The organism is Pseudomonas sp. S2_H10 (assembly GCF_054668285.1).
The window spans coordinates 6,352,725-6,372,877 of the sequence record NZ_CP162754.1 but is presented as its reverse complement, the minus strand read 5'-3'; the positions used below and the strand labels follow the sequence as shown (position 1 = coordinate 6,372,877).

Below are 20,153 nucleotides of genomic sequence, written 5' to 3'. Positions count from 1 at the left end.
AACAATGACAATCACATTCAACCGCGACGAAACCTATCGCGACGACTACACCTTCGCCAACAGCCCGGAAACCATCGCCCGCGCGCCCTTCCCGTTTCCCGATGACGACTACATGTACTCGATGAACCTCGAGCCGCATGTCCCGGTGGGCGACGGTGCGTTCCGCGCTGCGTTCGATATCGACGAGCACTACATCAGCGAATGCCGGGACCGCGCCATCACCCTGGAGAAGGACCCGGGCATGCACTATGTCTCGGCGCCGCACATGATGGAGGCGCAATGGGACCTGCTCGAACTGATCATGGAGTCCTACGCCCGTGATTACCCGGAGTACTTCACCCTGGCCCGTGAAGGCCGGCAGTGGCACTGGACCAACCGCCTGCTGAACATCGACGACCACTTCACCTTCGGCGACCCGGCGACCTTGCCCTATGAGCCGATGGAGTACGTGACTCGCCAGGCCCAGGGTGACTGGGTGTTGCAGGAAGAGCGCGACGGTACGTTGTACTGGGGAGCAGGCATCGCCACTCAACGCGCCGACTATTCGCTGCGCTTCAACCTCGGCATGAGCTGGGAGGAATTCCACGGCCCCGTACCGCTGGTGAAGGAAATCGGCATGCTCGACCGTGCCCTGAAGTTCCTGCTGCGCCTGCGCACCGGTCACCCGGTACGCCGCCTTAACTGGTCGCTGACCGTCAATCCGCGCCTCGAAGTCTCGGCTGAAAGCCTGCCGGAATGGGCACCGGACCGCACCGTCGTGACCGCCGAAAACGCCGGCAAGCTGGTGTACCTGCGCATCGAGTTACAACCGCTGCACCGCTTGCCGCGCAGCAACGCCATCGTCTTCCCGATCCGTACTTACCTGCTGAGCCTTGAGGACATCGCCACCAACCCGGCGTGGGCCCGGCGCATGCATCGGGTGCTGCGCGACCTCAATCAGCAACTGGTCGACTACAAGGGCTTCAGCCGCTACCGCGACGCGGCGGTGGAATGGCTTTCGCAGTATGACGACGGCCGGGAAAGCGAGCCGCGCAAGCAAGCCTGACTTGTAGGAGCCGGCTTGCTGGCGATGGCGTCTTTGAAATCGCCATCGCCGGCAAGCCGGCTCCTACAAGGAACATGACAATAAGCCCCAAAGGGGCACTGGCGGGCCAACCCGCCAACCTTGCAATCCACTGCCATTGATAATGAGGAAATAACATGAGTGGCTCATCCAATACGCGTGCAAGCAGCAGCGCCGATCAGGACGCGGAACAACTGCGCGCCCTCGGCTACAGCTCGGATTTCAATCGCAGCATGAGCCTGTGGGAGAACTTTTCCCTGGGCTTCACCTATCTGTCGCCGGTCGTCGGCGTCTATACCCTGTTCGGCCTGTGCCTGGCCGCCGGCGGCCCGCCGATGTTCTGGTCCTACCTGCTGATCGGCGCCGGACAAATGCTGGTGTGCCTGATCTTCGGTGAAGTGGTTTCGCAGTTCCCGATTTCCGGTGGTGTCTACCCGTGGGCCCGTCGTCTGGTGGGCAAGCGCTGGGCGTGGATGGTCGGCTGGGTGTATGCCTGGGCGCTGTGCGCGACCATCGCCGGCGTCGCCGTGGGGGCCGGGCCGTACCTGGCAATCATGATGGGCTTCCACCCCGGACCCGAGGCGAATATCTACATCGCCCTGAGCATCATCCTGCTCTCGACCGCACTCAACCTGGTGGGCACCAAGCTGCTGGCGCGTGTGGCGATGTTCGGTTTCCTCTGCGAACTGGTCGGCGCGATTCTGGTGGGCGGCTACCTGTTGATTTTCGAGCGCCACCAGCCGTTCAGCGTGCTGTTCGACACCTTCAACCTGCAAGTCAACGGTTCGTACTTGCCGGCGTTCCTCGCGGCGTCCCTGGCGGGCCTGTTCCAGTACTACGGTTTCGAGGCCTGTGGCGATGTCGCCGAAGAAACCCCGAACCCGGGCAAGCGCATTCCCAAGGCCATGCGCATGACCATCTATATCGGTGGCGCGGCAGCGATGTTCGCTTGTCTGGCGCTGATTCTGTCGGTGCCGGACATGGCCAAGGTGCTGGCCGGCGAAGACACAGACCCGGTGGCGACCATCCTCGCCAACGCCTTCGGCCCGGTCGGTTCGCGCCTGGTGATGGCGGTGGTGATGGTCTCGTTCATCTCCTGCGTGCTGAGCTTGCAAGCAGCGGCCAGTCGCCTGTTGTTCGCCTATGCCCGCGACGAAATGATCGTCGGCAGTTCGCTGTTCAAGCGCCTGTCGGCCAACCATGTGCCGTCCTTCGCCCTGGTGGTCAGCGGTCTGGTGCCCGCCGCCATCGTTTGCCTGGGCATGTTCATGGCCGATGCCGTGGCGACCATCGTCGGTTTCGCGGCGATTGGTATCTACGTGGCGTTCCAGTTGATCGTCGTCGCAGCACTGATCGCCCGTGCCAAGGGCTGGCGCCCGAACGGCCAGTTCACCCTCGGTGCCTGGGGCCTGTGGGTGAACCTCGCCGCCCTGGTTTACGGCGTGTGCGCAATCGTCAACATGGTCTGGCCGCGCTCGCCGGATGCGCCGTGGTACATCAACTACTCGATGATCCTGACCACCCTGGTGGTGATGGGCGCAGGCCTGGTCTACATGCTGCTGGGCAAGCCTTACGACAAAGGCACCGCACCGGCGGGTGATGCCTGGAAGTTTTCCAAACCGGTGAAAGCACCACGGGCTGTGGCGGTCAGTAACTGACAACCAATTTCCAATATGGGAACCGGATCAATGTGGGAGCGAGCCTGCTCGCGAAGAGGCCGTCACATCCAGCATTGATGTCGACTGACACACCGCTTTCGCGAGCAGGCTCGCTCCCACAGTTTTGATCCGGTTTCGGCAGAAAAATAAAAGTGTTAGTGAGGAAAAAACCATGCAAACCAAATTACTGATCAACGGCCAACTGCAAGACGGCGAAGGCCCCGCCCAACCCGTCTTCAACCCTGCCTTGGGCCGTGTGCTGGTGGAAATCAACGAAGCCAGCGAAGCCCAGGTCGATGCCGCCGTACGCGCCGCCGATGCCGCGTTCGACAGCTGGTCGCAGACCCCGCCGAAAGAACGTTCGCTGCTGCTGCTCAGACTCGCCGACGCCATCGAGGCCCACGGCGAAGAACTGGCCAAGCTGGAATCGGACAACTGCGGCAAGCCCTACAGCGCCGCGCTGAACGACGAGATCCCGGCGATTGCCGACGTGTTCCGCTTCTTCGCCGGCGCCAGTCGCTGCATGAGCGGTTCGGCCGGTGGCGAGTACCTGCCCGGCCATACCTCGATGATCCGCCGCGACCCGGTGGGCGTGATCGCCTCCATCGCGCCGTGGAACTACCCGTTGATGATGGTCGCCTGGAAAATCGCCCCGGCCCTGGCCGCTGGCAATACCGTGGTGCTCAAGCCGTCGGAACAGACCCCGCTGACCGCCCTGCGCCTGGCCGAACTGGCGTCGCAGATCTTCCCCGCCGGCGTGCTCAACCTGGTGTTCGGCCGTGGTCCTAGCGTCGGCAGCCCGCTGGTCACCCACCCGAAAGTGCGCATGGTGTCGCTGACCGGGTCGATCGCCACCGGCTCGAACATCATTTCCAGCACCGCCGACAGCGTCAAACGCATGCACATGGAACTCGGTGGCAAGGCGCCGGTGATCATCTTCGACGACGCCGACATCGATGCCGCCGTGGAAGGCATCCGCACCTTCGGTTTCTACAACGCCGGGCAGGACTGCACCGCGGCCTGCCGCATCTATGCCCAGGCCGGCATCTACGAGAAGTTCGTGGAGAAACTCGGTGCCGCCGTCAGCAGCATCAAGTACGGCCTGCAGGATGACCCGTCGACCGAACTCGGCCCGCTGATCACCGCGCAACACCGCGACCGCGTGGCCGGTTTCGTCGAGCGCGCCATCGCCCAGCCGCACATTCGCTTGATCACTGGCGGCAAGGCTGTCGAAGGCAACGGCTTTTTCTTCGAACCTACCGTGTTGGCCGATGCACAACAGGACGACGAAATCGTCCGTCGCGAAGTGTTCGGGCCGGTGGTGTCGGTGACCAGGTTCAGCGATGAAGCGCAAGTGCTGGGCTGGGCCAACGATTCAGACTACGGCCTCGCCTCCTCCGTATGGACCGCCGACGTTGGCCGCGCCCATCGCCTGGCGGCGCGCTTGCAGTACGGCTGCACCTGGGTGAACACGCACTTCATGCTGGTCAGCGAAATGCCCCATGGCGGTCAGAAGCTGTCCGGGTATGGCAAGGACATGTCCATGTATGGGCTGGAGGATTACACCGTGGTTCGGCATGTGATGTTCAAGCATTAAGAGCTTCGCCTGTAGGAGCGAGCTTGCTCCGGGCGGCGTTCCGACGATGGACGTTAACGATGACGCGGCGTACCTGGCACACCGTGTCGTCCCATTCGCCAGCAAGCCGGCTCCTACAAAAAAAACCGATCTCCACGCAACCACCGCTCACAACGTCCGCTGGCTATTGCCGATCCCCTTGGCAATATCGATCCCCCAATCCATCGCCGCCTCCATGTCCAGCATGTGCGGCCGTGGATCGTGGTTTTCATCGATGGCTGTGCCGTCCGGCCGGTAGACGCCGATGAACATGCCCAGCGAACCGTCTTTCAATATCTCGGCCTTGACTTTGATATTGCATCCGTTCGATAGCGTTTCCTTGTGCTCCAGATGCCGCTCGGTCATGACTGCATTCCTCCCCTGACTGGATTGAAACCCTACTGGCCATGCTAGCTCAGCACTCTGAAATGCGCTGATTGGCAGGACCGAAGGCCAGCCCTGACAGCTGCGCAATGCCACCTATACTCAAGCCCACCTCCCCCCAGGGGATCTGCACGTCCAACAATAAAATGCAGAGGTGGAACATGGTCTGGCAGCAAGTCTACGATCCGTTCAATAACCCGGTGCTTTCAACGCTGATGGCGGCTGTGCCGGTGGTGGTGATGCTGGCGTCCCTCGCGTTTTTTCATGTCAAGGCGCACCTGGCGGCGTTGCTCGCGCTGGCCTCGGCCTTGCTGATCGCGATCTTCGCCTTCGGCATGCCGGCGAACATGGCAGGTTCCGCGGCACTGTTCGGCGCGGCCAATGGTCTGTTGCCGATTGGCTGGATCGTGTTGAACATCATCTTCCTGCACCGCCTGACCACCGAGAACGGTTCGTTCAAGGTGCTGCAGGACTCCCTGGCGCGCATCACCGATGACCGACGCCTGCAATTGCTCCTGATCGCTTTCTGCTTCGGTGCGTTCTTCGAAGGCGCGGCCGGTTTCGGTACGCCGGTGGCGGTGACCGGGGCGATTCTGATCGGGCTCGGTTTCTCGCCGCTTGCCGCCTCGGGGCTGGCGCTGATCGCCAACACCGCGCCGGTGGCATTCGGTGCCCTCGGCACGCCGATCATCACCCTGGCCAAGGTCACCGGGCTGGATGAAATGGAGCTGTCGATGATGGTTGGCCGGCAGTTGCCCTTCTTCTCGGTACTGGTTCCGTTCTGGCTGATCTGGGCCTTTGCCGGCTGGCGCAAGATGCTGGAAATCTGGCCGGCGATCCTCGTGGCCGGGGTCAGTTTTGCCGTTCCGCAATTCCTCGTATCCAACTATCACGGGCCGATGCTGGTGGATGTGATCGCCGCACTGATTTCCATGGCCTGCCTGACCGGTTTCCTCAAGGTCTGGAAACCGGCCACCGTGCACACCTCCGCTGCCCTGACCGGCCGGGTCGATAATTCGAAGATCGACGCCGAGCACGACGAAAAGCCCGTACCGACTGCAACCTTCGCCAACGAGGCGAAACCGGCGGTGATGCGCGCATGGATGCCGTGGATCATCCTCACGGTCTTCGTGTTCATCTGGGGCACCCAGGGCTTCAAGAACACCTTCGACACCCGCCCCGCCATCGACCCGCAAACCAGCGCCGCCAAGCTCGATCCCCAGGGTAAACCGCTGCGCGAGGCCAACCCGCTGTTCGCGCCGGTCGTGACCTTCACCACCCTGCACCAGCAGGTCGAGAAAGTGCCGCCCGTGGTGCCCGCGCCGAAAACCGAAGAAGCGGTGTACAAGTTCACCTGGTTCACCGCCACCGGCAGCGGCATTCTGCTGGCGGCGATTGTTGGTGGTTTGCTGATGGGGTACTCGATCCCGCAGCTGATCCGCCAGTACCTGCGCACCCTGTGGGTGGTGCGATACTCGCTGATCACCATTGCGGCGATGCTCGCCCTGGGCTTTCTCACGCGCTACTCCGGACTGGACGCGACCATGGGCCTGGCCTTCGCCGCGACGGGCATTTTCTACCCCATGTTCGGCACCCTGCTTGGCTGGCTCGGCGTGGCGCTGACCGGCTCGGACACGGCATCCAACGTGCTGTTCGGCGGTTTGCAACGAGTGACCTCCGAGCAGTTGGGCATCAGCCCGGTGTTGATGGCCGCCGCCAACAGCTCCGGCGGGGTCATGGGCAAGATGGTCGACGCGCAGTCGATCGTGGTCGCCTCCACGGCCACCCGCTGGTATGGCCATGAAGGGGAAATCCTGCGCTACGTGTTCTTCCACTCGATCGTGCTGGCGATCCTGGTCGGTGGCCTGGTGACGCTGCAGGCCTATGTCGCACCGTTCAGCCATATGGTGGTGGGCGGCCATTAAATCGAATCCCTGTGGGAGCGGGCTTGCCCGCGATGGCGGAGTGTCATTCAACATAGATGTCGAATGGTCTACCGCCATCGCGAGCAAGCTCGCTCCCACAGTGGAGACAACGATCCCATGGACAGCTGAGCCTGACAGGCCAATGATGAAGGTCATTGGCCTGCTGCGAGAGTCGAGAACCGATGAACATTCTCTACGATGAGCGCGTCGACGGCGCCCTGCCCGACGTCGACAGACAGGCACTGTTGCACGCCTTGAAAACCAGGCTGCCGGCCCTGGAAATCCTGCACCAGCAGGAGGAGCTCAAGCCCTACGAATGCGATGGACTGTCGGCCTATCGCACCACGCCGATGCTGGTGGTGCTGCCCCGGCACATCGACGAGGTGCAAGGGGTGCTGCGCGTCTGCCATGAGCTGCACGTGCCCGTGGTGGCCCGCGGCGCCGGTACCGGATTGTCCGGCGGTGCGCTGCCCCTGGAGAAAGGCGTGCTGCTGGTGATGGCGCGCTTCAACAACATCCTGCACATCGACCCCGCCGCCCGAACCGCGCGGGTGCAGCCCGGTGTGCGCAATCTGGCGATTTCCCAGGCGGCGGCCCCGTTCGGCCTGTATTACGCGCCGGACCCGTCCTCGCAAATCGCCTGCTCCATCGGTGGCAACGTCGCGGAAAATGCCGGTGGCGTGCATTGCCTCAAATACGGCCTGACCGTGCACAACGTGCTCAAGGTCGACATCCTCACGGTCGATGGCGAACAGTTGAGCCTGGGCTCCAACGCCCTCGACTCCCCCGGTTTCGACTTGCTGGCATTGTTCACCGGTTCCGAAGGCCTGCTCGGGGTGATCACCGAGGTCACGGTCAAGCTGCTGCCCAAACCGCAGTCCGCCAAGGTGCTGCTGGCGGCCTTCGACTCGGTGGAAAAAGCCGGGCGCGCGGTCGGCGACATCATCGCCGCCGGGATCATCCCCGGTGGCCTGGAAATGATGGACAACCTGGCCATCCGCGCCGCCGAGGATTTCATCCACGCTGGTTACCCGGTGGATGCCCAGGCCATCCTGTTGTGTGAACTCGATGGTGTTGAAGCCGATGTCGCCGATGATTGCGACCGGGTGCGCCAGGTCCTGCAACAGGCCGGCGCAACCGAGGTGCGCCAGGCCAAAGACGAAGCCGAGCGCGTGCGTTTCTGGGCCGGGCGCAAGAATGCCTTCCCGGCGGTGGGCCGCCTCTCGCCGGACTATTACTGCATGGACGGCACCATCCCCCGCCGCGAACTGCCCGGCGTGCTGCACGCCATCGCCGAACTGTCGAACGAATACGGCCTGCGGGTGGCGAACGTGTTCCATGCCGGCGACGGCAACATGCATCCGTTGATTCTGTTCGACGCCAACCAACCCGGTGAACTCGACCGCGCCGAAGCCCTGGGCGGCAAGATCCTCGAATTGTGCGTGAAGGTGGGCGGCAGCATCACCGGTGAGCACGGCGTGGGCCGCGAAAAGATCAACCAGATGTGCGCGCAGTTCAACAGCGATGAGCTGACCCTGTTCCATGCGATCAAGGCCGCCTTCGACCCCGGCGGTCTGCTCAACCCCGGCAAGAACATTCCGACCCTGCACCGCTGCGCCGAATTCGGAGCCATGCACATACATGCCGGTCAACTGCCCTTCCCCGAGCTGGAGCGTTTCTGATGCACGCCCCTGAAGATGTCGATGACAGCCCGTCACTGCTGGAGCAGGTCAATCAGGCACTGGACAACGCCACGCCGTTGCGCATCCAGGGTTCCAACAGCAAGGCCTTTCTCGGGCGCACCACGGCCGGGGAAATTCTCGATACGCGCGCGCACTGCGGCATCGTCAGCTACGACCCGACGGAACTGGTGATCACCGCCCGTTGCGGCACGCCGTTGGCGCAGCTGGCGCAGGTGCTCGATGCCGCGCAACAGATGCTGCCCTGCGAACCGCCGGCCTTTGGCGAAGGCGCCACGGTGGGCGGCATGATCGCCTGCGGACTGTCCGGACCACGGCGCCCGTGGTCCGGCTCGGTGCGCGATTTCGTCCTCGGCACCCGCGTCATCACGGGGCAAGGCAAGCTATTGCGCTTCGGTGGCGAGGTGATGAAAAACGTCGCCGGCTACGACCTGTCGCGCCTGATGGCCGGCAGTCATGGGTGCCTCGGGCTGATCACCGAGGTCTCGCTCAAGGTACTGCCCAAACCCCGGCAGTGCCTCAGCATCAGCCTGGAACTGGACATCGAACGGGCCTTGCTGCACCTGGCGCAATGGGGCCAGCAACCGTTGCCGATCAGCGCGGCCTGCCACGACGGCTCACGCCTGCACCTGCGGCTGGAAGGCGGTGAAGGCTCGGTGGCGGCGGCCCATGAGCGCCTCGGCGGCGAACGGCTGGACGCCACCTACTGGGACGACCTCAACGAGCAGCGCTTGAGCTTCTTCGATGAGGACCAGCCGCTTTGGCGCCTGTCACTGCCGCACAACACACCACGGCTGTCGCTGCCAGGCCGGCAGTTGGTCGACTGGGGCGGTGCCCAGCGCTGGTTGAAGTCCGATGCCGAAGCGGCGTTCATCCGCCAGGTCGTCGACGAGGTCGGCGGTCATGTCACCTGCTTCAGCCACGGCCTGACCGACACCCCGTTCCAGCCGCTGCCGCCGGCGCTGATGCGTTATCACCGCAACCTCAAACAACAACTCGATCCACGGGGCATCTTCAACCCCGGACGCCTGTACGCGGAGCTTTGAACCATGCAGACGACCCTGAGTGAAAGCGCCAGCCATCTGCCCCGCGCCGCGGAAGCCGAAAGCATCCTGCGCACCTGCGTGCACTGCGGGTTCTGCAACGCCACGTGCCCGACCTATCAATTGCTCGGCGATGAACTGGACGGACCTCGGGGCCGCATCTACCTGATCAAGCAAGTGCTGGAAGGCAACGACGTCACGCAAAAGACCCAACAGCACCTGGACCGCTGCCTGTCGTGCCGCAACTGCGAAACCACCTGCCCATCGGGCGTCGATTACCACAACCTGCTGGACATCGGCCGGGCAGTGGTGGATGCGGCGGTGCCGCGCCCGCTCGGGCAGCGCCTGTTGCGCGAGGGTTTGCGCCAGACCGTGCCGCATCCCGAACTGTTCAAGGGCCTGGTCAATAGCGGTCAGGTGTTGCGCGCGCTGCTGCCCGGCCCGCTGCAAAGCAAGTTGCCGCGCAGGGTCTACCCGGCCAAACCGCGCCCCCTGACCCTGCGCGCGCGGCAAGTGCTGATGCTCGAAGGCTGCGTGCAGCCCAGCCTGTCACCCAACACCAATGCCGCTGCGGCGCGGGTGCTGGACCGGTTGGGGATCAGCGTCATCGGCAGCCGCGAGGCCGGCTGCTGCGGTGCCGTGGACTATCACCTCGACGCCCAGGCCGCCGGCCTCGATCGCGCCCGGCGCAACATCGACGCGTGGTGGCCGGCCATCGAAAAAGGCGCCGAAGCGATTGTGCAGACGGCCAGCGGTTGCGGCGCCTTCATCAAGGACTACGGCCACCTGCTCGCCAGCGACCCGGCCTATGCCGACAAGGCGAAAAAGGTCAGCGCGCTGGCCCGGGACCTGGTGGAAGTGTTGCGCGACGAGCCGCTGGAGCAACTGGGCATCCACGCCTCGCAACGCCTGGCCTTCCATTGCCCCTGCACCCTGCAACACGGGCAAAAACTCGGCGGCGCCGTGGAAGCGCTATTGAAGCAAATGGGTTTCAACCTTACGTCCGTCCCCGACGGACACCTGTGTTGCGGCTCGGCGGGCACCTACTCGCTGACCCAGCCGGAACTGTCGCGACAACTGCGCGACAACAAGCTCAACGCCCTGGAAAGCGGCTACCCCGAGGTCATTGTCACGGCCAACATCGGCTGCCAGACCCACCTCGACGGCGCAGGCCGAACCCCGGTGCGGCACTGGATCGAACTGGTCGAGGCCGCCCTGCCTTGACCGAGCACTGGAGACGCCCATGAACAGCAAAGCCGTCCTGAGCCAGACCGAAGTCGGCCAGATCATCAACGCCGCCCGCGCCGAAGCCCAGGCCAATCAATGGGCCGTGACCATCGTAGTGGTCGATGACGGCGGCCACCCGCTGGCCCTCGAACGCCTCGACGGCTGTGCGCCGAGCAGCGCCTACATCGCCACCGAAAAGGCACGCACCGCGGCCCTCGGGCGGCGCGAATCGAAAAGTTATGAGGACATGGTCAACAACGGGCGCTACGCTTTCCTGTCAGCCCCCTTGCTGACTTCGCTGGAGGGTGGCGTGCCGATTGTCTTCGATGGCCAGGTGATTGGCGCGGTCGGTGTGTCGGGCGTCAAGCCCGGGCAGGATGCGCAGGTGGCCAAGGCCGGGGCGCAGTGCCTGGAGTGAGGTTCTGGCTTCACCCTTTTTCCCCTGTGAATGGGCTTGTGGCGAGGGGGCTTGCCCCCGTTGGACTGCGCAGCAGTCCCATTTTTCGGGGGCCGCTTCGCGACCCAACGGGGGCAAGCCCCCTCGCCACAGGCCCGCTCCCACAGGGTCCGTGTCAAACCAGTCGAGAGGAGTTGCACCAATGACCCGTCTAACCGCAAAAGACTTCGCCCCCGAACTGCTGGAACTCTACGACTACTACGCCCACGGCAAGATCAACCGCCGGGAGTTTCTCGACCGCGCGGCGTTGTTCACCTTCGGCGGCATGACGGCCGGCGCCCTGCTCGCCGCGCTGAGCCCCAACTATGCGCTGGCCGAGCAGGTCGAGTTCACCGACCCGGACATCATTGCCGAGTACGTCACCTACCCGTCGCCCAAGGGCCACGGCCAGGTTCGCGCTTACCTGGTGCGCCCGGCCAAGGCCACCGGCAAAGTGCCGGCGGTGGTGGTCGTGCACGAAAACCGCGGGCTCAACCCCTACATCGAAGACGTGGCCCGGCGTGTGGCCAAGGCCGGGTTCATCGCCCTGGCCCCGGATGGCCTGACGTCGCTCGGCGGTTATCCCGGCAATGACGACAAGGGTCGCGAACTCCAGGCCACCGTCGACCCGGAAAAGCTGATGAACGACTTTTTCGCCGCCGTCGAGTGGATGATGAAACACCCTGCGGCCACCGGGAAAGTCGGCATCACCGGCTTCTGCTACGGCGGTGGCGTGACCAACGCCGCCGCCGTGGCCTACCCGGAACTGGGCGCCGCCGTATCCTTTTATGGCCGTCAGCCAACGGCCGAGGAAGTGCCCCGGATCAAGGCCCCGGTGATGCTGCACTACGGCGAGCTGGACACACGGATCAACGAAGGCTGGCCGGCCTATGAGAAAGCGTTGAAGGCCGGAGGCAAGACCTATGAGGCCTACATTTACCCGGGCTGCAATCATGGTTTCCACAATGATTCGACGCCGCGTTATGACGAGGTGGCGGCGAAGCAGGCGTGGGAGCGGACGGTGGGGTGGTTTAAAAAGTATCTGGTTTGAGGGGTCAGCAGGGCTGGCCCCATCGCGGGCAAGCCCGCTCCCACAGGGGGCTCCAGTGGACACAAAATCTGTGTCCGACACAGATCCAGTGTGGGAGCGGGCTTGCCCGCGATGGCGATTTCACGGCTGATGACTACTTCGGCTGAGCCACCGTCCGCAAATACGGCTTCAACGTCTTGAACCCATCCGGGTACTTCTTCTTCGCATCTTCATCAGACACCGAAGTCGGAATGATCACGTCCTCACCCGGCCGCCAGTTCACCGGCGTGGCGACGGTGTGCTTGGCATTGAGTTGCAGGGAGTCGAGCAGGCGCAGCACTTCATCGAAATTACGCCCGGCGCTCATCGGGTAGATCAGCATGGCCTTGACCTTCTTGTCCGGGCCGACGAGGAACACCGAACGCACCGTCGCGTTGTCCACCGCCGTGCGCGCGCCGCCGCTGGCGTTGGGGTGGATCATGTCGTAGAGCTTGGCCACCACCAGGTTTTCGTCGCCGATCAGCGGATAGTTGACCGCGCTGCCCTGGGTCTCGGCGATGTCACCGACCCAGCGGTTGTGGTCACTGACCGGGTCGACGCTCAGACCGATGACCTTGGTGTTGCGCTTGTCGAATTCCGGCTTGAGCTTGGCCAGGTAGCCCAGTTCGGTGGTGCACACCGGGGTGAAATCCTTGGGGTGGGAAAACAGGACGGCCCAGCCATCGCCGATCCATTGGTGAAAATTGAGCGTGCCTTCGGTGGTGTCGGCGGTGAAATCCGGTGCTTCGTCGCCAATGCGAATTGCCATGTTCGATCTCCTTGCAGTGATGGACAGGGACGCCGTCAGGGCAACGAATGCGCGTTGGACGGCATGGACGCCGACAGTATAGGAGAGGTTGCGGGACTCGCCGGACCGCATCGGTGCGTCGCTAGCCGACCAGCGCAATCAGTTGCTGACGCTGGGCGTCGGTCAGCATCGGGCCGAATCCGGCGCGGGCGTTTTCCGCCATGTAGCGCGGGTTGCCGGTGCCCGGGATCACGCAGGTCACCGCCGTATGCGACAGCAGGAACTTCAGCGCCAGTTGCGGCCAGCTCTTGACCCCGACTTGCGCCGCCCAGCCTGGCAACGGTGTGTCCTTGAGTTTGGCCAGCAGGCCGCCACCGCCAAACGGCCGGTTGCAGATCACCGCCACGCCCCGCTCACGGCATAACGGCAGCAAACGTTTCTCGGCGCCGCGGTCGTCCAGGGCGTAGTTGATCTGCAGGAAATCCAGTGGCTCGGCCCTGAGCACCGCCTCCACTTCTTCATAGGCCGCCGCCGTGTAGTGGGAGATGCCGATGTAGCGGATGCGCCCTTGCTCCTTCCAGTGGCGCAGGGTCGGCAGGTGAGTCTGCCAGTCCAGCAGGTTGTGGATCTGCATCAGGTCGATGCGGTCGGTCTGCAACAGGGCGAAGGATTGTTCCATCTGCGCGATGCCTTCTTCGCGCCCGCGGGTCCACACCTTGGTGGCCAGGAACGCCGGCGAGCGCGGCTCGTGGATCGACAGCAATTCACCGGTGGTCTGTTCGGCGCGACCGTACATCGGCGAGCTGTCGATCAGCTTGCCGCCCTTGTCGAACAACGCATCCAGCACGGCGGACAAGTCTTTGTAGGCCGGTTGCGCAGGCTCGACATCGAACCCGCGATAAGTGCCCAACCCTACGATCGGCAAGGACTCGTTGCTGGAAGGAATGGCGCGGGTCTGCATGGTCTTGCCTCCTGTTCCCGTCGACGGCACGGCTTGTGCTCCCGCCGGACCGAACGTGAAGACCGCCGAAGCGCCGGCAGCCAGCGTGAGTATTTCTCTACGGGTGTAACCCTCAGGATGGCTCATAAAACGCTTCTCACCAGTCGCTCGGGTTCGACCTGTTGCGCCGACAACCCGGATATCCCGCGCCAAGGGTCGATTGACTACACTGAGAAAGCCTTGCGGCGCCAGCCACATTCAAACCTCGAGCAGTCAATGCCGCCTCCTAACGTTAGTCGAATGTCACGCACCCTGGTGTTACTCGTCGTCATCGTCGCAGCGTTGTACCTGGCGCTGTGCGTGGCGCTGTTCGTGTTTCAGCGGGCGCTGATCTACTACCCGCAACCGCGCACCGTCGGCTCGGCCGCTACCCTGCTCACCCTGCCGGTTGCCGACGCCCGGGTGCTGGTCTCTGTGCGCCCCCACGACGGCCCGAACGCGCTGATCTACTTTGGCGGCAATGCCGAAGACGTCTCGCGCAACCTGCCTTCCTTCTCGCAAGCCTTCCCGGACTACGCGCTGTACCTGCTGCATTACCGTGGTTATGGCGGCAGTTCCGGATCGCCTTCGGAAGAAGCTATTGCCCGCGACGCCTTGACCTTGTTCGACCAGGTCCACGCCACCCGTCCGCACGTGGCGGTGGTCGGGCGCAGCCTGGGCTCCGGGGTTGCCGTGCGCCTTGCCAGCCAGCGGCCGGCCGCGCGGCTGGTGCTGATCACCCCCTACAACAGCCTCGAAGGCCTGGCCGCCCGACAGTTTCGCTGGTTTCCGGTGCGCTGGTTGTTGAAGGACAAATTCCAGTCCTGGCGCTACGCCGCACGCATCACGGTGCCGACGGTATTGATCGCGGCCGGAGATGACGAAGTGATTCCGCGCTCCAGTACCGAGCGCCTGTTGAGTCATTTCACCAAAGGCGTGGCTTCGATGCAGGTCATCGAGGGGACGGGGCATAACTCGATCGGCGAAAGCCCTGAATACCTCAAGGCGCTGGGGGATGGGTTGTAACGGGATCAGCGGTCTTTGTGGCGAGGGGGCTTGCCCCCGTTGGACTACGAAGTAGTCCCCAATCCAGACAATGCGGTATATCAGACAAACTTTTGCGACCGCTTCGCGGTCGAACGGGGCAAGCCCCCTCGCCACAAAGACCGCTGCGACAGAAAGCCCGGAGCCGCCACTCGAACCCTGACCTTACAGATCGACCCTCTGCATGTTCGCCTTGAGAAACCCCATCAACTCGGCCGCCGCGGGCGACAGGCTCTGCCCCTTGCGGCACAGGATGCCGATCTGGCGCTCCACCCGCGGCTCTGACAGCGGCAGGAACACCAGCTTCTCGTTGCCCTGCGGGAACGCCAGGGACGGCAGCGTGGTGATGCCGATGCCCTCTTCGAGCATCGCGATCAGCGAAATCATGTTGGAGACGAACAGCAGGCTGCTGTCCAGCAACCCCGCCGCTTCCGTGCCTGCGAGCAAGCGCGAGGTGCCATTGCGTACCAACGGATAAGCTTGCAGGCTCGACCAGTGCAACGCCTCGCCACTGGCCACCAACGGATGATCGTGGCGACAGACCACCCCTACCCGATCACTCAGGACCGGCACGAACTCGATGTTTTCGTCCGCCGTCCACACGCTGCTGATTGCAAAATCCACCTGCCCCTGGACCAGCAGCTGCTGCACGCTGTCGGCATTGCCGTCCTGCATGCTGATCTGCATTTTCGGGTGCTCGCCGACAAACCGTGCGAGCAGATGCGGCAACAACCGGCTGGCCACCGACGGCACCGTGGCGATGCTCACCTGACCGATTTCATGCCGCGCCAGCAAGCTGACTTCGCGGGCGATACGGTCGTGATGCGCAAGCAAATCCTCGAACAGCGGCAAGCAGTGTGCGCCGAATGGCGTCAGTTCGGTCTTGCCGCCCTTTTCGAACAATGGCTGGCCGAGTTTCTGCTCCAGCTCACGCACCGCCAGCGACAGCGCCGGTTGTGTGCGATAGGCCTGCCTTGCCGCGCCGTGAAAGCTTTTGAGCTGGGCGACCAGGACGAAATAGCGCAGTTGGGTAATCTTCAGCTCGGGCAGCACGGTAAGTTTTCCTTATCATTTCATATTTATTATTAATTTTTATTTGCAGAGTAATACTCTCAAGATGGGACCAACGCAATCGGAGGTTCCCATGGCACTGCAACCCTACAAAAACTACATCGGCGGCAACTGGTGCGAAGGCCAGGGCGTCATCGCCAACCACAGCCCTTCGGATGTTCAAGACCTGATCGGCCACTACCAGCAAGCCAGCGCCGAACAGACGCTCGACGCCATCGCTGCCGCCCGCGACGCCCAGCCGTTATGGGCCGCCAGCGGCCTGGAACAGCGCCAGCAAGTGCTGATGGCCATCGGCAACGAGCTGATGGCGCGCAAGGACGACCTCGGCGAGCTGCTTTCCCGGGAAGAAGGCAAACCGCTGGCCGAGGGCATCGGCGAGGTCAATCGCTCCGCGCAGTTCTTCCACTACTACGCCGCCGAAGTGCTGCGTCAGATGGGCGAGACCGCCGCCTCGGTACGCCCCGGCATCGAGATCGAAGTGCAGCGTGAACCGGTCGGCGTGGTCGGCATCATCACCCCGTGGAATTTCCCCATGGCCACCGCCGCCTGGAAGATTGCCCCGGCCCTGGCCTTCGGCAACGCCGTGGTGTTCAAGCCGGCCAACCTGGTGCCGGCCAGCGCCTGGGCCCTGACCGAGATCATCAGCCGCCAGGCCTTGCCCGCCGGCACCTTCAACCTGGTCATGGGCAGCGGCGCGGTGGTCGGCGAAAGCCTGATCCAGTCCGCCGACATCGACGCGTTGACCTTCACCGGTTCCCTGCAGACCGGTCGCCGCGTCGCGGTCGCCACCGCCGGCAACCTGGTGCGTTGCCAACTGGAAATGGGCAGCAAGAACGCCCTGGTGGTGCTCGATGACGCCGACCTTGAAATCGCCGTGGAATGCGCGTTGAACGGCGCCTTCTTCGGCACCGGGCAAAAGTGCACGGCCTCTTCGCGATTGATCGTCTGCGACGGCATCCATGACCGTTTCGTCGAAGCGCTGGTGGCGCGCATGCGTCAATTGAAGGTCGGTCATGCCCTCGGCCAGGGCGTACAGATCGGCCCGGTGGCCGAAGCCCGGCAGCTGGAGCAGAACCTGCATTACCTGCAACTGGCCGAAGACGAAGGCGCGACCCTGGTCGAAGGCGGCGAACTGCTGAACCTGGAGCCGGCCGGGCACTACATGCGCCCCGCCCTGTTCATCAATACCCACAACACCATGCGCATCAACCGCGAGGAAATCTTCGGGCCGATTGCCTGTGTGATCCGGGTCAACGACTACGAACAAGCCCTGTCGGTGCTGAACGACACCGAATACGGCCTCACCGCCGGGATCATCACCCAGTCACTGCGTTATGCCAGCGACTTCAAGCGCCGGGCGCGCACCGGTTGCGTGATGGTCAACCTGCCGACCGCCGGCACCGATTACCACGTGCCGTTCGGCGGCCGCAAAGCCTCCAGCTTCGGACCACGCGAGCAAGGGCAATACGCCCGCGAGTTCTACACCGTGGTCAAGACCACCTACGTGCGACCTTGAACGGGAGATCAGCATGCACGACTTATTGATGATCGACGGCCTACAGTATTCCCACTGGAACGAGGAGATCTTTCGCCAGATGCGCGAAGGCGGCCTGAGCGCGGTGCACGCCACCATCGCCTACCACGAGAACGCCCGGGAAACCCTGTCGCGCATCGGCGAGTGGAACCGGCGCTTCGAAACCTGGCCCGAGTTGATTCGTCCGGTGCGCGAGGCTTCGGACATTCGCCTGGCGCATCAGGAAGGCCGCGTGGGGATTTTCTTCGGTTTCCAGAACTGCTCGCCGATTGAAGACGACATCAGCCTGGTGGAAGTTTTCCGCCAGCTCGGTGTGCTGATCATGCAGCTCACCTACAACAACCAGAGCCTGCTGGCCAGCGGTTGCTACGAGAGCGAAGACAACGGCATCAGCCGCTTCGGCCGCCAGGTGATCCGCGAGATGAACCGCGTCGGCATGCTCATCGACATGTCCCACAGCGCCGAGCGCAGCACGCTTGAAGCCATCGAGTTGTCGAGCCGGCCGGTGATCGTCTCCCACGCCAACCCGTCGAGTTTCCACGCGGCCAAGCGCAACAAATCCAACGCAGTGTTGCGCGGTATCGCCGAGTCCGGCGGCCTGCTGGGCTTCAGCACCTACCCGTTCCACCTCAAGGGTGCGTCGGGCTGCACCCTGGAAGACTTCTGCGACATGGTCGCCAGCACCGCGGAATTGATGGGCGTCGAACACATCGGCATCGGCACCGACCTGTGCCAGCAACAACCGCTGCAAGTGCTCGAATGGATGCGCAACGGGCGCTGGAGCAAAGACAAGGATTACGGCGAAGGCTCGAAGGACAACGCCAACTGGCCGGCACCGCTGCAATGGTTCCGCGACAGCCGGGATTTCCCGGTCATCGCCCAGGGCCTGCGCGCCCGAGGCTTCGCCGAGGACGAGGTACGCAACATCATGGGACTCAACTGGCTGCGCCTGCTGGAAAACGCTACGACGGCGCAAAACTGACTCTTGATCGACACCGTGAGGACAGCATGAAAAATAACAACAATAGCCTCCCGTTCATCTCCCCGACCGGCGATGCACAGCCCCAGGCGCGTATTTTGGAGGCATCATGAAAACTTCCGACACCCTGCAATCCGACGTCCAGCCAATGGACCTTGCACCGCCGAAAAAAGACATCGACTGGCCGCTGTTCCTGATCAGTGGCGGCTTCCTCGGCGCCTTCCTGATCGCGGCACTGGTCGACATCGATGGCGTGTCGCACCTGGTGAACACGCTGTTCGCCTGGTCGACGAAGTTCTTCGGCTTGTACTGGCAGATCCTGATGCTCGCGACCTTCGCCATGAGCCTGTTCATCTGCTTCAGCAAATGCGGGCGGGTACGCCTGGGCGGCGTCGACCAGCGCCCCGATACCAGCACCTTCAACTGGATCGCCGTGATCATGTGCGCCCTGCTCGCTGGCGGCGGCGCGTTCTGGGCGGCAGCGGAACCGATGATGCACTTCGCCAGCCCGCCGCCGCTGTTCGCCGGGGTGCAGCCGCACACCGAAGCCGCCGGGCATGCTGCGCTCGCGCAATCGTTCGTGCACTGGGGTTTCCTGGCCTGGGCAGTGCTGGGCAGCCTGCTGGCCATCGTGCTGATGCATCTGCATTACGACAAAGGCCTGCCGCTGGCACCGCGCACCTTGCTCTATCCGTTGTTCGGCGAGCGCGCGCTCAAGGGGCCGATCGGCACCCTCGCAGACGCCACCTCGATCATCGCCGTGGTCGCCGGCACCATTGGACCGATCGGTTTCCTCGGCCTGCAGATCAGCAGCGCGTTGCACTCGGTCTGGGGCATTCCCAATGACCTGGTGGTGCAGTCCATCACCATCGTGCTGGTCACGGTGATGTACACCATCTCCTGCCTGGTCGGGCTGGAGGGCATCCGCTTCGTCAGCGGGATCAACGTCTGGCTGATGATCGGCCTGGCAGTGTTCATGGTGCTGCTCGGGCCCACCGCGTTCATTCTCGGCGGTTTTCCCAGCGCGTTCGCCTTGCACCTGGAGCAGTTCATCCCGATGACCCTGTTCCGCGCCGACCCGAAATGGCTCGACTGGTGGACGGTGTTCTACTGGGGCTGGTTCATTGGCTACGCGCCGATGGTCGCCCTGTACGTGGCGAAGATTTCCCGTGGCCGGACCATCCGCGAAGTGATCATGACCCTGTCGATCATCGCCCCGCTGGTGACCATGTTCTGGTTCACCATCGTCGGTGGCGCCGGCATCGGCATGGAATTGCACACGCCGGGCATCGTCACCGCCCACGGCGCACAACCCGAAGACTTGCTGCTGGGCGTGACCCAGAACCTGCCATTGGGCGGGCTGATCTCGGCGCTGTTCCTGTTCCTGAGCTTCATCTCGGTAGCCACCAACGGCGATGCGATGGCGTTCACCGTGGCGATGGCGATGTCCCGCAATGACAAGCCCAAGGCATGGCTGCGGGCCTTCTGGGCCATCGGCATGGGCCTGGCCGCCGTGGTGTTGATCACCATTGGTTCGGGCGGGGTCACGGCGCTGCAATCCTTTATCGTAATTACCGCCGTACCGGTTTCACTGCTGATCCTGCCGTCGCTCTGGGATGCACTGCGCATCGCCCGGCAGATGGCTCGCGAACAGGCAGTCTGATATGAACCGTTCAGG

Annotated in this window: 17 protein-coding genes; 13 read left to right on the top strand and 4 right to left on the bottom strand. The window is 63.5% G+C overall.

Going from position 1 to position 20,153, the window contains the following annotated elements; translation table 11 throughout:
* Window positions 1-4 precede the first annotated feature (4 nt).
* The 3 genes from AB4O16_RS28925 to AB4O16_RS28915 all read left to right on the top strand — a co-directional run bounded on the left by AB4O16_RS28925 (window position 5) and on the right by AB4O16_RS28915 (window position 4,318).
* Window positions 5-1,045 (top strand): heme-dependent oxidative N-demethylase family protein, encoded by a 1,041-nt coding sequence (locus tag AB4O16_RS28925; protein WP_160385834.1) that lies wholly within the window; start codon window positions 5-7, stop codon window positions 1,043-1,045.
* Between the two features lie 155 nt (window positions 1,046-1,200).
* Window positions 1,201-2,721 carry an APC family permease gene (locus AB4O16_RS28920; protein WP_160388185.1) on the top strand — a complete coding sequence of 507 codons (1,521 nt, stop codon included), beginning with the start codon at window positions 1,201-1,203 and terminating at the stop codon, window positions 2,719-2,721.
* A gap of 172 nt (window positions 2,722-2,893) precedes the next feature.
* Window positions 2,894-4,318 (top strand): gamma-aminobutyraldehyde dehydrogenase, encoded by a 1,425-nt coding sequence (locus tag AB4O16_RS28915; RefSeq protein WP_160388184.1) that lies wholly within the window; start codon window positions 2,894-2,896, stop codon window positions 4,316-4,318.
* 147 nt (window positions 4,319-4,465) lie between these two features.
* Here AB4O16_RS28915 and AB4O16_RS28910 read toward each other — a convergent pair whose 3' ends face one another.
* Window positions 4,466-4,702 carry a hypothetical protein gene (locus AB4O16_RS28910; protein ID WP_160388183.1) on the bottom strand — a complete coding sequence of 79 codons (237 nt, stop codon included), beginning with the start codon at window positions 4,700-4,702 and terminating at the stop codon, window positions 4,466-4,468.
* A gap of 179 nt (window positions 4,703-4,881) precedes the next feature.
* Here AB4O16_RS28910 and AB4O16_RS28905 point away from each other — a divergent pair, with 179 nt between their 5' ends.
* The 6 genes from AB4O16_RS28905 (at window position 4,882) to yghX (ending at window position 12,102) form a co-directional block, all read left to right on the top strand.
* Window positions 4,882-6,645 (top strand): L-lactate permease, encoded by a 1,764-nt coding sequence (locus tag AB4O16_RS28905; protein WP_460156464.1) that lies wholly within the window; start codon window positions 4,882-4,884, stop codon window positions 6,643-6,645.
* 182 nt (window positions 6,646-6,827) lie between these two features.
* On the top strand, window positions 6,828-8,327 hold the full coding sequence (gene glcD / locus AB4O16_RS28900; protein ID WP_460156463.1) for a glycolate oxidase subunit GlcD: 1,500 nt from the start codon (window positions 6,828-6,830) through the stop codon (window positions 8,325-8,327).
* Window positions 8,327-9,391, top strand: a complete 1,065-nt coding sequence (glcE, locus tag AB4O16_RS28895) for a glycolate oxidase subunit GlcE (protein ID WP_460156462.1) — start codon at window positions 8,327-8,329, stop codon at window positions 9,389-9,391. Before glcD ends, glcE begins: the two co-directional genes overlap by 1 nt.
* A 3-nt stretch (window positions 9,392-9,394) precedes the next feature.
* Window positions 9,395-10,612 (top strand): glycolate oxidase subunit GlcF, encoded by a 1,218-nt coding sequence (glcF, locus tag AB4O16_RS28890; protein WP_460156461.1) that lies wholly within the window; start codon window positions 9,395-9,397, stop codon window positions 10,610-10,612.
* Window positions 10,613-10,631: 19 nt separating this feature from the next.
* Complete coding sequence (locus tag AB4O16_RS28885; protein ID WP_160388178.1) at window positions 10,632-11,033, top strand: heme-binding protein; 402 nt, start codon at window positions 10,632-10,634, stop codon at window positions 11,031-11,033.
* A gap of 181 nt (window positions 11,034-11,214) precedes the next feature.
* Window positions 11,215-12,102 carry a YghX family hydrolase gene (yghX, locus tag AB4O16_RS28880; RefSeq protein ID WP_460156460.1) on the top strand — a complete coding sequence of 296 codons (888 nt, stop codon included), beginning with the start codon at window positions 11,215-11,217 and terminating at the stop codon, window positions 12,100-12,102.
* A 133-nt stretch (window positions 12,103-12,235) separates the two neighbouring features.
* Here yghX and AB4O16_RS28875 read toward each other — a convergent pair whose 3' ends face one another.
* Together AB4O16_RS28875 and AB4O16_RS28870 are read right to left on the bottom strand one after the other, a co-directional pair.
* The gene (locus AB4O16_RS28875) at window positions 12,236-12,889 is read right to left on the bottom strand and encodes a peroxiredoxin (protein WP_150715062.1); all 654 of its coding nucleotides are present in this window, start codon (window positions 12,887-12,889) and stop codon (window positions 12,236-12,238) included.
* 121 nt (window positions 12,890-13,010) lie between these two features.
* Window positions 13,011-13,955: an aldo/keto reductase gene (locus AB4O16_RS28870; protein WP_178120654.1), complete on the bottom strand. Its 945-nt coding sequence runs from the start codon at window positions 13,953-13,955 to the stop codon at window positions 13,011-13,013.
* 129 nt (window positions 13,956-14,084) lie between these two features.
* Between AB4O16_RS28870 and AB4O16_RS28865 the strand changes: the two genes are divergently transcribed.
* Window positions 14,085-14,873, top strand: a complete 789-nt coding sequence (locus AB4O16_RS28865) for an alpha/beta hydrolase (protein ID WP_460156459.1) — start codon at window positions 14,085-14,087, stop codon at window positions 14,871-14,873.
* A gap of 183 nt (window positions 14,874-15,056) precedes the next feature.
* On the opposite strand, the gene AB4O16_RS28860 is transcribed toward AB4O16_RS28865, so the two are convergent.
* Complete coding sequence (locus tag AB4O16_RS28860; RefSeq protein ID WP_160388173.1) at window positions 15,057-15,944, bottom strand: LysR family transcriptional regulator; 888 nt, start codon at window positions 15,942-15,944, stop codon at window positions 15,057-15,059.
* A 91-nt stretch (window positions 15,945-16,035) separates the two neighbouring features.
* On the opposite strand from AB4O16_RS28860, the gene AB4O16_RS28855 reads away from it, so the two are divergent.
* From AB4O16_RS28855 to AB4O16_RS28845, 3 genes are all read left to right on the top strand, one after another.
* The gene (locus tag AB4O16_RS28855) at window positions 16,036-17,478 is read left to right on the top strand and encodes an aldehyde dehydrogenase family protein (RefSeq protein WP_460156458.1); all 1,443 of its coding nucleotides are present in this window, start codon (window positions 16,036-16,038) and stop codon (window positions 17,476-17,478) included.
* Window positions 17,479-17,491: 13 nt separating this feature from the next.
* Window positions 17,492-18,478 carry a dipeptidase gene (locus AB4O16_RS28850; protein WP_460156457.1) on the top strand — a complete coding sequence of 329 codons (987 nt, stop codon included), beginning with the start codon at window positions 17,492-17,494 and terminating at the stop codon, window positions 18,476-18,478.
* 106 nt (window positions 18,479-18,584) lie between these two features.
* Entirely contained in the window at window positions 18,585-20,138 is a 1,554-nt protein-coding gene (locus AB4O16_RS28845) for a BCCT family transporter (protein WP_160388170.1), read from the top strand.
* Window positions 20,139-20,153 lie beyond the last annotated feature (15 nt).